This is a genomic window from Mucilaginibacter sp. dw_454, assembly GCF_018449775.1.
Lineage (GTDB): Bacteria > Bacteroidota > Bacteroidia > Sphingobacteriales > Sphingobacteriaceae > Mucilaginibacter.
Window position 1 is genome coordinate 879,860 of sequence record NZ_JAAVVB010000001.1, and the last position, 12,538, is coordinate 892,397.

The following is a 12,538-nucleotide window of genomic DNA, read 5'->3' on the forward strand; positions in this document are numbered from 1 at the left end:
ATCTAATATGAGTCAGTTAGTTTTACCGAATATAATTGTAAAAGGCGGGTTTATAAAACCGTAACAGAAATGTTAGATAAGGAAAACACCACGTCATCGTGAGCGAGGAACGAGCGTGACGATCTCTTAACAAGCGGATATCATCGTCGCAGAGATCGCCACGCTACGCTCGCGATCACGTGGTGGTTAGCGTAGGACTGGTTTAACCCCAATAACTCCGCCACGTCATCGTAAGCGAGGAACGAGCGTGACGATCTCTTAACAAGCGGATATCATCGTCGCAGAGATCGCCACGCTACGCTCGCGATGACGTGGTGGTTAGCGTAGGACTGGTTTAACCCCAATAACTCCGCCGCGTCATCGTGAGCGAGGAACGAGCGTGACGATCTCTAAACGATTTATCGCCTATCGCGTAGAGATCGCTACGCTACGCTCGCAATGAAGTGGTGGTTAGAGTTGGACTGGTTTGGGGCAGCCATAAACAAAAAAGACCCGCATTACTGCAGGTCTTTTTATATACTATTAAAATACGATTTATTTTACCGCATCAACCACTGCTTTGAAAGCATCTGGATGGTTCATAGCTAAATCAGCTAAAACTTTACGATTTAAACCAATGTTTTTAGCGGTTAACTTACCCATTAATTGTGAGTAAGAAATTCCATGCTGACGGGCACCAGCGTTAATACGTTGGATCCATAAAGCTCTAAATTCTCTTTTCTTGGTTTTACGATCTCGGTAAGCGTATTGTAAACCTTTTTCTACTGTGTTTTTAGCAACGGTGTAAACCTTGCTTCTAGAACCCCAATAACCTTTGGCGAGGTTCATGATCCTTTTTCTGCGTCTTCTCGACGCTACGGCGTTAACTGAACGTGGCATGTGTTTGTCTTTTTGGTAGTGAGTGCCTTGCGGTCTTTAATTACTCTAATACCTGGTTAAAAATTAATTAATTACTTTCCGATACAAAGCATACGTTTAACGTTACCCATATCAGCATCAGAAACTAAACTGGTGTGAGTTAGGTTACGCTTACGTTTTGTAGACATCTTGGTTAAGATGTGGCTTTTGTATGCGTTTTTTCTTGCAATTTTACCGGTTCCAGTAAGCTTAAAGCGCTTTTTAGCACTGGAATTGGTTTTCATTTTTGGCATATCTATTATTTATTTGTGTTAGACGTTTTACGTTAGACGTTATACGTTTTATTTTTATTCAATCTTTCGACGTACAACTTATAACGTAATACGTACAACAAAAAGCTACTTTTTAGCTGCTTTTGGTGCAACGGTTAAAAACATCCGTTTTCCCTCTAGTTTTGGTAATTGCTCTACCTTACCTACTTCTTCCAGTGCTTGTGCAAAACGCAGCAATAATATTTCGCCTTGTTCTTTGTATACAATTGCACGGCCCTTAAAGTGTACGTAGGCTCTCACCTTTTCGCCGCTTTCTAAAAACTTGGTAGCATGCTTTAATTTAAACTCAAAGTCATGATCATCAGTATTCGGTCCGAAACGAATCTCCTTGATAACTGTTTGCTTGGCATTGCTCTTGATCTCTTTAAGCTTTTTCTTCTGCTCGTAAATAAACTTATTATAGTCTGTTACTTTACAAACGGGAGGTACAGCGTTTGGAGATATTTCAACCAGATCCAACTCCTGCTCTTCTGCTATTGCTAAAGCATCTTTAAGGGCGTAAACCCCTGTTTCTACATTGTCGCCTACTAAACGAACTTCTGCAGCTCTGATGAATTGATTGATGTTGTGTTCAGCTTCTTTTTTCTTAAAAGGAAGCCTTGGTCCTCTGTTTACCGGTCTGTTTAATGCCAAGTTATACGGTTATTTCTTTAATTATTTGATTTTTAAATTCTTCAATACTCATGCTTCCCAAATCGCCCACACCATGTTTACGTACAGAAACCTTGTTTTCTTCAGCTTCTTTTTCGCCCACAATCAGCATGTAAGGGGTCTTTTTAACTTCAGCGTCACGAATCTTGCGACCTATTTTTTCATCTCTAAAGTCAATCAGCCCGCAAATATCGGAATTCTTTAACTCTTCTGAAAGTTTTTTTGCATAATCTTCATATTTCTCTGAGATAGGCAAAATAATAAATTGCTCCGGCGACAACCATAACGGGAAGTTACCTGCACAATGCTCAATTAATACTGCGATAAAGCGCTCTAACGAACCAAATGGTGCACGGTGAATCATTACCGGGCGATGTTTCATGTTATCGCTGCCGGTATACTCTAACTCAAAACGCTCAGGCAGGTTATAATCAACCTGGATAGTACCCAACTGCCATTTACGACCCAGGGCATCTTTAACCATGAAATCAAGCTTAGGGCCATAAAAAGCCGCTTCGCCATATTCAACAACGGTTTTTAGTCCTTTTTCCTCAGCAGCTTCAATGATAGAAGCTTCGGCTAAAGCCCAGTTTTCGTCTGTACCTATGTATTTAGCTTTATTTTCAGGATCGCGTAGAGATACCTGTGCAGTGTAATCTTCAAAACCTAAAGCTTTGAACACATACAACACCAGGTCAATCACTTTCATGAACTCTTCTTTCACCTGATCCGGGCGGCAGAATAAATGCGCATCATCCTGAGTAAAGCCACGTACACGGGTTAAGCCATGCAGCTCGCCGCTTTGTTCGTAACGGTAAACGGTACCAAACTCGGCATAACGTACCGGCAGGTCTTTATATGAACGTGGTTTTGTTTTATAGATCTCGCAGTGATGCGGGCAGTTCATTGGTTTTAAGAAGAACTCCTCTCCTTCCTGCGGAGTTTTGATGGGCTGGAAAGAATCGGCACCATATTTTTCGTAGTGACCAGAAGTTACGTACAAATTTTTGTGGCCGATGTGCGGCGTAACCACCTGCTCATAACCTGCTTTAGTTTGTGCTTTCTGTAAGAAGTTAGCTAAACGCTCGCGTAATGCAGCACCTTTAGGCAACCATAATGGTAAGCCCATGCCTACCTTTTCTGAGAAGGCAAATAGCTCCAATTCTTTACCCAATTTGCGGTGATCACGCTTTTTAGCTTCTTCCAGCAAATGCAGGTAATCAGTTAGTTCACTTGCTTTTGGGAAAGTAACACCGTAAATGCGGGTTAACTGTTTACGGCTTTCGTCGCCACGCCAGTAAGCACCGGCAACACTCATCAGCTTAACAGCTTTAATGAAACCTGTATTGGGTATATGCGGACCTCGGCAAAGATCTGTAAAGTTACCTTGTGTATAAAAAGTAATGGCACCGTCAGGCAAATCTTTCAGTAAGTCTAGCTTGTACTCATCACCTTTTTCGGTAAAGTAAGCCAACGCATCGGCCTTAGATACCGGTTTGCGTACAAACTCTTCTTTGGTTTTTGCCAGCTCGATGATCTTATCTTCAATTTGTTTGAATTCGTCTGATGAAAATTCACGATCGCCAAAATCAACGTCATAGTAAAAGCCGGTCTCGATAGCCGGGCCGATACCAAATTTTGTTCCGGGATACAGCGCTTCCAACGCCTCAGCCATTAAGTGGGCCGATGAGTGCCAAAAGGTTGATTTACCTTGAGTATCATTCCAGGTTAACAATTTAACGCTTGAATCTTTTTCAATCGGGCGGCTTGAGTCCCATACCTGGCCGTCAACTTCGGCGGCTAATACGTTACGGGCTAAACCTTCGGAGATTGACAAGGCAATCTGCATGGCAGTGATCCCTTTGTCATACTGACGAACGGACCCATCGGGTAGTGTAATGTTAATCATCTACAACTATGATTTAAAGTTTATAAAATTACGTTTGACGGTCACCTACGTGCGTGACCGATTATTTTTGTGGAGCGAAAATACGATTATTTTGGCACTTAGTACAGTGAATAGAGCTTATTTGAGCTTTTCTTGATAATGATCTCTTACATGTTGGTTGATGTAAGTGGTCAACCCCTCGCCTCTTTTAGCAAGCATTTTCATCTCGGCAATAGCGGCAGGTCCGGCGCTTTTATTAGTATATAGATATACCGATCCATCTCTGAACTTAACGCTAATGCTGTCTGTTGCTATCTCGTAAGCGACAACACCAGCATCATGGCCACTTGCATTATAATTTTGCATAATCATGATTTAGCAAAACATCTGCCAAACAATAATGGTTGTGACTTTTCATAGCGATGGGTTTGAAACCCATTGCTATAATTTATACTTTAGCCGCGCAAACCTAATTGCTAATCAATCTATTTAATATGAATATAAGAAAACTGTTTATCCTGCTTGCTTGCGCAGGATCATCGTTAGCTACGCAAGCTCAGAGCTGGTCGCCGAAGCAGGCACCGCTGATGAGTAAATTCGCCAAGGATGTCGACCCTAACCATGTTCTACCCGAATACCCACGCCCGCAAATGGTGCGTAAAGAATGGTTGAACCTGAACGGCCTATGGCAATACCAGCCCGGTGCTACAGGGGAAACATTACCTAAGGGCAACCTGGATAAAACCATTCTGGTACCATTCCCTGTTGAGTCAGCCTTATCGGGTGTAAGAGAACATCATGATCGCCTTTGGTACCGTCGCACATTTACGGTGCCCGCTGCCTGGAAAGGTAAACAAGTGATCCTGCATTTTGGCGCTATTGATTGGGAGTCTGAAGTATACGTAAACGGCAAGAGCCTGGGTATTCACAAAGGTGGCTATGACCCATTCTCATACAACGTTACCAGCGCGTTAACCAAATCAGGTCCGCAGGAGCTGACTGTACGGGTTTATGATCCTACCGATCTGGGTGGCCAGCCACGCGGCAAGCAAACCCTGAACCCGCAAGGTATTATGTATACCTCGGTTACCGGTATCTGGCAAACGGTTTGGTTAGAGCCGGTTGCTACAACCAGCATTAGCGATATTAAGATCGTTCCTGATTTGGATAAATCGGCTGTTAAGCTTACGGTAAATGCTACGGGCAACGCAGCCGGTGCGATGGTATCAGTTAAAGTGAGAGATGGTAACAATGTAGTTAAGACCGTGTCTATCAAGCCAAATGTGGAGACCAGCATTGTGGTGGCTCATCCAAAACTATGGTCGCCGGATAGCCCGTTCTTGTATGATTTGGACATCACCCTAAATAAAGGTGGCGTAGCTACCGACAAGCTGACCAGCTACTTTGGTATGCGCAAGATCTCTGTAGAGCAAGACGGTGGTTTCAAGAAGCTATATCTAAATAACAAGTTCTTATTTGAACTAGGTCCCCTTGATCAGGGCTTCTGGCCTGATGGCGGCTACACTGCCCCTACCGACGCAGCCTTAAAGTCTGATTTGGAGATGATCAAGAAGTTCGGCTTTAACATGGTGCGCAAGCATATCAAATATGAACCTTACCGCTGGTATTATTGGGCAGACAAGCTTGGCCTGATGGTTTGGCAGGATATGCCGTCGCCTAACTCGTACACGGAGCATGTGCCACCTGTTGATACCGCAGAGTTCAGATCAGAGTTAACCCGCCTGATCAAAACCCACTGGAACTCACCATCTATCATTAACTGGGTGATCTTTAATGAAGGTCAGGCTCAGCACAATACCGCAGGTTTGGTGAGCATGGTGCGTAAGCTTGATCCGTCACGCCTGATTAACCAAGCCAGCGGTGGCGACCATCATGGTGTGGGAGATCTGCTGGATATCCACAGCTACCCGCCGCCGGGCGTTCCGTTTAGTAAGACACAGGCTTTGGCTTGTGGCGAGTACGGCGGTATAGGCTATATCATCCCGGGGCATACCTGGAAGGTTGGCGATACCTACATCATGATTAACAACAAGAAAGACTACCTTGACCTATACGACAAGTTCGCTAACGATCTTACCTTATACAAAACAAATAATGGCCTGAGCGCGGCGGTTTATACTGAGATCACCGATGTTGAGGTGGAGTTGAATGGCTTAATTACCTACGACCGTGAGGTGGTTAAAGGCGATGCCGACAAGATCTATGCATCAAACTATAAAGCCATTCATGACAACCTGTATATCAGGGATGTATTGCCATCATCACAAAGAGAATCAAGGGTTTGGAAGTATACTACTGACGAGCCTACAGGTGATTGGTATAAGACCTCATTCAGTGGCGCTTCATGGAAATCAGGACAAGCAGGCTTTGGTACCCGTGGTACGCCAGGCGGTAACATCAAGACTATCTGGAACACTGACAACATCTGGATTCGCCAGGACTTTAACGTGGGCAACCTATCGGTAGCCGAACGCGATAAGCTGGTGCTTTACATCCATCACGACGAGGATTGCGAAGTATACATCAATGGTATTAAAGCCGCTGATATTAGCGGATATAGCTCTGCTTATACCGTGGTGCCAATCAATGCAGCAGGCAAAGCGGCTATCAAAGCTAATGGCAAAAATGTGATAGCAGTTCACTGTAAACAAACACAAGGCGGGCAGTATATCGACGCTGGTATTGCGATCTTAAGCAATAGCAAGCTATAGTCTGAATAATACTAAAAGCAACAGGCGGGTAACGATGAGTTATCCGCCTGTTTTGTTTCATGTGCGTGTGCAATAAATGAAACACGTGAAACAGATACTTGATATAAGTATTTAATAATTAGATTATTGAGAAAGTTAAGTGAAACAGAATGAAACAGTAAAAATGACTTTTAAGTATTTTTTTGTTTCACCTAGATCAGCATTAGAAGCTTGGTGCAACAATAAAATTGTTATCAAATGCTATCCTATTCTTTCATGGTTTGGTTGATAGACGCCAGTATGTTATTAACAAACGGCGTTAAGCCCTCAAGCGCTTTGATAGAGCGTTTCTTAGTTAACGGCACTATATTAATGCCTTGCTCGTTTTTAGGATTTTTGCCAGTGGTAACGTACTTTGAAAGATCCTCGGCAGAGAAGAATGTCCGCTCATCGGTTGGTTCTGCCTGGTAACCGTATACTATGTTGTAAATCTTTACTTTATAGCCGCTGTCTTTACTTACTATCTCAATCTTCATTTTTATTTTGCAAGGCACGTCCATTCCCATGGGGCCTTTAAAAATCAGGGTTTCTATCCCGTTTCCAAGTACTTTTCCCGTTGCAGCGTCTTTACTTTCAATTTCTTCGCTACTGTTATAACGTTTTACAAACCAGGCTTCTGCATTATGGAAAAACTGGGCTTGCGAGTGGCCCGAAACAGTATAATCTTCTTCATAAACAATCTCATTATTTACCATCGGAACACTTGGAGCCGGCTTAACCGTTTTTTGAGCAAATGTAACCTGGCTTATCAAAACAAATACTAGTAAAAATAATTTTCTCATAACTGATCAATTAGGTTTGTAATAATACTTATACGCTTTACAGACAGCGTGTTAAAATAACGAAAATTAATAAAGAATGTTATATGTTGCCCCAGCCATGCGCCAGCACATCGGCCAGGTGCATACATTTAATGGGCAGTTCATTTTTGTCGATATAACCTTGCAACTGTAGCAGGCATGACGCATCTGTCGAAATGATATATTCTGCACCTACAGCTATCGCATTATCTACCTTTTGCTGCGCCATGGCGCTCGAAATAGCATCAAATTTAACCGAAAACGTACCGCCAAAACCGCAGCAAACATCGCCTTGAGGCAGATCAACTAACTCCAGTCCTAATACTTTAGATAATAGCTGACGGGGTTCGGCTTTGATATGGCATTCGCGTAACGCAGCACAGCTGTCATGATAAACGGCACGGCCCTCTAACTCGGCGCCGAAATAATCAAATTGCAGGATGTTTACCAGGAAGTCTGACAGCTCATAAATGTTGCCCTGCACCGTACGGCATTTGTTATGCACTACGGTATTGGTAAACAGATCATTATAGTAATTTTTCACCATGCCTGTGCATGATGCTGATGGTGAGACGATAACACTATCGTCAGAAAAACCATCCAGAAACTTACGCCCCACTGCTTTAGCATCATCCCAAAAACCTGCATTAAAAGCCGGCTGACCGCAACAGGTTTGCTCCGGGTTATAATCAACTACACAGCCCGCTTTTTCTAATAACTTAACTGTATTAAAGGCTGTTTCAGGGAAAAGTTGATCTATAAAACAAGGAATAAAAAGCTCAGTCTTCATGCGCTGCTAATCTCACACTTTTTTTTGAATTTTCCGCTCCTCTTTGTACAAAGCAATCAGTAAAACCAGCCCGATGATAAAGAAAATACACAACATCAGGGCACTGTTGCGCATGTTGCCGGTCAGTTCTTCAATAAAACCAAAGCTGAACATACCGCCCACAATGGCCAACTTTTCGGTAACGTCGTAAAAACTAAAAAATGATGCCGTATCCGGGATATCCTGCGGTAAATATTTAGAATAAGTTGAACGGGATAAAGACTGTATGCCGCCCATAATCATACCTACTACCCCCGCCAAAATATAAAACTGAAAAGCATTGGTAGTAAAATAAGCGCCCACGCAGGCTAATATCCACACAAAAACTACTACAGCCAACACCAATACATTCCCGTAGCTTTCAGATAACCGCGACATTAAATTAGCGCCTACAATAGCCACCAATTGAATGATCAATACAACAGTAATCAAGTTTGCTGTAGGCAGATGCAGGATCTTGGCACCAAAACTAGCCGCTACTAACATAATGGTTTGTACCCCCATCGAATAAAAAAAGAAAGCCGGTAAATAACGTTTTAATAAAGGCATATTTTTAACCTGTTGCCAAACCTTGCCCAGTTCTATAAAGCCACCTTTAATAATGTTATGATGATGCCCTTGTGCGTTGGGGCTGCCTTTAGGTAATACCGTAAACGGGATATAAGCAAAGCCTATCCACCATACGCCCACTAATAAGAATGATAACTGCGCCGAACTGCTGGCGGTTAAACCAAATACCTTAGGGAACAATACAAATACAAAACAGATGATCTGCAGTATCACGCTACCGACATAACCATAAGTAAAACCCTTGGCACTTACTTTATCCTGCATATCCACCGTAGCTATTTCCGGCAGATAAGAGTTATAAAAAACAAAGCCTCCGGTATAGCCAATAGCCGCCAGCGCGAAACAGATGATACCAAACTCCAGACTGCTCAGTTTAAAAAAGAACAGGCACCCGCATGATAATGCACCCAGCCAGGTAAAGCATTTCATAAAGATCTTTTTATTGCCCTGGTAATCGGCTATAGAGGTCAGTATCGGCAACAAAATAGCCACTATCAAATATGCTGCTGCCAGCGCATAATCTGACAGCGCCGTATTGACAAAGCTTTTTCCGAAAAACATTACCCTATCACCTGTTGCTTTATTGGCGGTAATGGCCACGTAATAAGCAGGGAATATTGTCGAGGTAATAACCAGGTTATAAGCCGAGTTGGCCCAGTCGAACATGGCCCAGGCGCGAATGGTTTTTTTATCGTTCTTTTCCAATGAGTGATGAGTGAAATAGTAAGCTAAAGTATTAAATATAGCGGTGGGTTCAAACCATGAGTGTTTCTAAAAATTAATTTGTCATTCTGAGCGACAGCGAAGAATCTTATACGTCTAGAATTTAGCAGTTTGCCAGGTTTTTGCCTATCACTTTTATAAGATCCTTCACTACGTTCAGGATGACAAACTGCTTTTAAATCTTCGAATGGGCGCGATTCAAACCTATCGCTACCTGGTTTTAGCCTGGTGATTGGAACCAAGCATTTTAATAGCAAGATCCACAGCGGCATCTTTACCGGTAACCCGCTCCTTAATGGTAGGGTAAACCTGGTAATCGGGCACAAAGTACGTCACCTTATCTTTTTGATATCCCGGCAGGTAAAAATTGGTGGTAGGAAAGTAAGCCCGGCTTTGGGTATTTGAAGTAATTCCTTCCTGAATCTCGCCCGAAATAAACAATGGTTCGGTACTTATTTGGCCTATTACGGTGCCCATTTTATAATATTGAAAAGTGTTGGCCATCATGTGGGCGCTTGAATAGCAAAGGACATTGGTTAACAGGATAGTTTTCCCCATAAACTTATCGGCCATCGGCTTCGGGATGCTGGGCACAGTGTCGATTTCGAAAATTTTCTTTGAATTTTGAAGCGATTCCTCGCCGGTATCCATCAGGTATTTTTTGTCGGTAATATAGTCGAAAACATCCCTTGCCAGTTTTGTGCTCCCACCATAATTGTTCCTGATATCAATAATCAGCTTGTTAACGTGCTGCTGTTTAACGGCTTTAAAAAATATCTTCAGGCCAGAGTCAAGCTTTTTCCGGTTCTCGGTCAGCAAGTCTTTTATCCCCAGGTAAGCAATACCATCTTTTCCTTCAGCAATTTTATAGCTGAAATCATGTCCGTCATCATCAAGTGTGGCAACTACTTTAGCCGAAACTCCTTTTGTGTCTACGGTTTTACCGGCAAATTTTACACTGAAATTATTGCGGAACCCCATCCCCTGTAGTAAACTCCGGTAAAAGCGGTCCTCATTTCGTCTTTCAAAATAATTCTCTTCATTGCTTTTCAGGGCGACACCGTAGCGCAGTTTATTTAAAATATCTTTTGACGACACGGTATTGATGGCAAGAATTTCAGTTCCTTTTTTAATTGTCGCATCGGATCTTAAACAGCTATCGACAAAAATCCTGTCATGATCAATAAAAACAGTGAAGGGGAAATAGAGTTCGGGATTTTTTTGCTCCAGGTTTTCGACCAGCTTTTTACTCAGAAAAAATTGAAAATGCCCATCTTTTAATAACATAAACATGGGCGACACTTTTTGATAAAACTCGATGACGGTCATCGGCTTGTTTAGTGACGCTTCTACGGTTTGCTTGATGGAGTCGTAAGTGCTTTTAGGACATAGATAAAACGGAGTGGGTACTTTAGTTTCTATGTTCGAGGTTATTTCTTTAAAATCAGCTTTAAGCGAGTCGGCAGAGATTTTATCATCGATACCCGGTAAGGCATTGGGTTTGCAATTAATAAAAATGAGCAGTAAGCAAATTGATGTGATAATAAAGGACGTTTTCATTGGGTTTAGGTTATGAGCAAGGTTAAATGCCCCGTAAAAATATAAAAAAAGCCGCTACTTATCAGTAACGGCCTTAAATGTAGCGATGGGTTTTAAACCCATCGCTATAAAGTATATCATTAAACCAAATCAGCCTGCGGTGCTAACCGTGCATTCTTAGCTTTCTTTTCGGCTACAAATAGTACAATCAATAATACTAAGCCAACTACAAAGAAAACGTCTAAGGCTAAAGCTGAGTCGCGCATTTCATGCGTATAATCCTCTACCAAAGCAAAAACGGCAAGGCCCACCACAATAGAAAGCTTTTCGGTAGCATCATAAAAGCTGAAATAAGATGCGGTGTCAGGGATGTTTTCCGGCAGCAATTTAGCGTAAGTTGAGCGCGATAAAGACTGCACACCGCCCATAACTATACCCACGGCAAATGCAGCTACGTAAAACTGATTTTGGTTGGCTATGTAGTATACACTTAAACAGGTCAAGGTCCAGAATATCACCAGCACAATCAATGCCCTGGTGTTACCAAATTTGTTTGACGCCAGCGAGGTAAGCCAGGCACCTATGATAGCTACTACTTGAATGATCAGGATAATGGTAATTAAATCGTCGTCCTTCATGTGTAATTCTTTCGCGGCAAATTCGGCGGCTACCAGCATAATGGTTTGCACACCTACCGAGTAAAAGAAAAACGCAGGCAAAAAGCGTTTTACCAGAGGCATGTTTTTGATCTTACCGAGCACTTTGGCCAGCTCTTTAAACCCGCCGGTAAACACATTGAACTGGTGAGAGCCTGCATTGGGCTGCCCCTTTGGCAAGATCTTGAAAGGGATAATAGCAAAGCCCAGCCACCACACAAACACAATGACAAACGAGATGCGCGCACCCATATCTTCAGTTATCCCGAATGTACTATGGAACAGCACCCCTATCAAACAAACCAGTTGTACCACAATACTGCCGGCAAAGCCGTAAATGAAACCTTTGGCGCTCACGTTATCCTGCTGATCGAGCGTGGCAATTTGGGGCAGGTACGAGTTGTAGAAAACAAAGCCGCCGCAATAACCTATGGTAGCTAAACCAAAGCAGATCATACCCCACTCTATCGGCCCGCCTTCTTTTAAAAAGAACAAGCCGGCGCAAGCTAATGCGCCCAGCCAGGTAAACATTTGCAGGTATAGTTTTTTTGCTCCGCGATAATCTGCTATCGAAGTCAATATCGGTAGCAAAAGCACAATAAGCAGGTATGATGCCGCTAAAATGTAGTTTTGCAATACGGTATTGACAAACTTGTGCCCAAAAAAGCTAACCATGTTTTTACCGTATTTGGTGTTAGTTGTAATACCTACATAGTAAGCGGGGAAAATTGTCGAGGTGATAACCATGTTGTACGACTGGTTGGCCCAATCGAACATGCACCACGCCCAGATCGTTTTTTTGTTGTTTTTTTCTTCCATTGTGATTGCCTAAAAGTATATAATTTTTGGCAAGTACAAAAGAGTAGGCCCGCTCTAAATCTCCCCCGGTTGGGGAGACTTTATAAGCCGTCTAAAACTAAT

The 12,538-nt window shown here is 42.7% G+C and carries 11 protein-coding genes; 1 reads left to right on the plus strand and 10 read right to left on the minus strand.

What is annotated here, in order from left to right:
• Window positions 1–534: 534 nt before the first annotated feature.
• The 5 genes from rplT to HB679_RS04005 form a co-directional block, all read right to left on the minus strand.
• Complete coding sequence (gene rplT / locus HB679_RS03985) at window positions 535–879, minus strand: 50S ribosomal protein L20 (RefSeq protein ID WP_214070639.1); 345 nt, start codon at window positions 877–879, stop codon at window positions 535–537.
• Window positions 880–950: 71 nt separating this feature from the next.
• Window positions 951–1,151 (minus strand): 50S ribosomal protein L35, encoded by a 201-nt coding sequence (gene rpmI / locus HB679_RS03990; RefSeq protein WP_214070640.1) that lies wholly within the window; start codon window positions 1,149–1,151, stop codon window positions 951–953.
• A gap of 105 nt (window positions 1,152–1,256) precedes the next feature.
• Window positions 1,257–1,823, minus strand: a complete 567-nt coding sequence (infC, locus tag HB679_RS03995) for a translation initiation factor IF-3 (protein ID WP_214070641.1) — start codon at window positions 1,821–1,823, stop codon at window positions 1,257–1,259.
• Window position 1,824: 1 nt separating this feature from the next.
• Window positions 1,825–3,750, minus strand: coding sequence for a threonine--tRNA ligase (thrS, locus tag HB679_RS04000; protein ID WP_214070642.1), 1,926 nt, complete (start codon window positions 3,748–3,750; stop codon window positions 1,825–1,827).
• A 117-nt stretch (window positions 3,751–3,867) separates the two neighbouring features.
• Complete coding sequence (locus HB679_RS04005) at window positions 3,868–4,095, minus strand: hypothetical protein (protein WP_214070643.1); 228 nt, start codon at window positions 4,093–4,095, stop codon at window positions 3,868–3,870.
• A gap of 128 nt (window positions 4,096–4,223) precedes the next feature.
• Here HB679_RS04005 and HB679_RS04010 point away from each other — a divergent pair, with 128 nt between their 5' ends.
• Complete coding sequence (locus HB679_RS04010; RefSeq protein WP_214070644.1) at window positions 4,224–6,461, plus strand: sugar-binding domain-containing protein; 2,238 nt, start codon at window positions 4,224–4,226, stop codon at window positions 6,459–6,461.
• A 245-nt stretch (window positions 6,462–6,706) separates the two neighbouring features.
• Here the strand turns inward: HB679_RS04010 and HB679_RS04015 are convergent, their stop codons facing one another.
• From HB679_RS04015 to HB679_RS04035, 5 genes are all read right to left on the minus strand, one after another.
• A complete protein-coding gene (locus HB679_RS04015) occupies window positions 6,707–7,282 on the minus strand; it encodes a DUF4468 domain-containing protein (RefSeq protein WP_214070645.1) in 576 nt (191 codons plus the stop codon).
• Between the two features lie 79 nt (window positions 7,283–7,361).
• The gene (locus HB679_RS04020) at window positions 7,362–8,090 is read right to left on the minus strand and encodes a (Fe-S)-binding protein (protein WP_214070646.1); all 729 of its coding nucleotides are present in this window, start codon (window positions 8,088–8,090) and stop codon (window positions 7,362–7,364) included.
• A gap of 12 nt (window positions 8,091–8,102) precedes the next feature.
• Window positions 8,103–9,404 (minus strand): MFS transporter, encoded by a 1,302-nt coding sequence (locus tag HB679_RS04025; protein ID WP_214070647.1) that lies wholly within the window; start codon window positions 9,402–9,404, stop codon window positions 8,103–8,105.
• Window positions 9,405–9,632: 228 nt separating this feature from the next.
• Window positions 9,633–10,982, minus strand: coding sequence for a S41 family peptidase (locus HB679_RS04030; RefSeq protein ID WP_214070648.1), 1,350 nt, complete (start codon window positions 10,980–10,982; stop codon window positions 9,633–9,635).
• Window positions 10,983–11,101: 119 nt separating this feature from the next.
• Window positions 11,102–12,436 (minus strand): MFS transporter, encoded by a 1,335-nt coding sequence (locus HB679_RS04035; protein WP_214070649.1) that lies wholly within the window; start codon window positions 12,434–12,436, stop codon window positions 11,102–11,104.
• Window positions 12,437–12,538: the final 102 nt, after the last annotated feature.

Coding starts and splice junctions, on each gene's coding strand:
- thrS (WP_214070642.1), bottom strand. CDS start 3,750: ATGATTAACATTACACTACCCGATGGGTCCGTTCGTCAGTATGACAAA.
- rplT (WP_214070639.1), bottom strand. CDS start 879: ATGCCACGTTCAGTTAACGCCGTAGCGTCGAGAAGACGCAGAAAAAGG.
- HB679_RS04030 (WP_214070648.1), bottom strand. CDS start 10,982: ATGAAAACGTCCTTTATTATCACATCAATTTGCTTACTGCTCATTTTT.
- HB679_RS04035 (WP_214070649.1), bottom strand. CDS start 12,436: ATGGAAGAAAAAAACAACAAAAAAACGATCTGGGCGTGGTGCATGTTC.
- HB679_RS04005 (WP_214070643.1), bottom strand. CDS start 4,095: ATGCAAAATTATAATGCAAGTGGCCATGATGCTGGTGTTGTCGCTTAC.
- HB679_RS04010 (WP_214070644.1), top strand. CDS start 4,224: ATGAATATAAGAAAACTGTTTATCCTGCTTGCTTGCGCAGGATCATCG.
- HB679_RS04020 (WP_214070646.1), bottom strand. CDS start 8,090: ATGAAGACTGAGCTTTTTATTCCTTGTTTTATAGATCAACTTTTCCCT.
- HB679_RS04015 (WP_214070645.1), bottom strand. CDS start 7,282: ATGAGAAAATTATTTTTACTAGTATTTGTTTTGATAAGCCAGGTTACA.
- rpmI (WP_214070640.1), bottom strand. CDS start 1,151: ATGCCAAAAATGAAAACCAATTCCAGTGCTAAAAAGCGCTTTAAGCTT.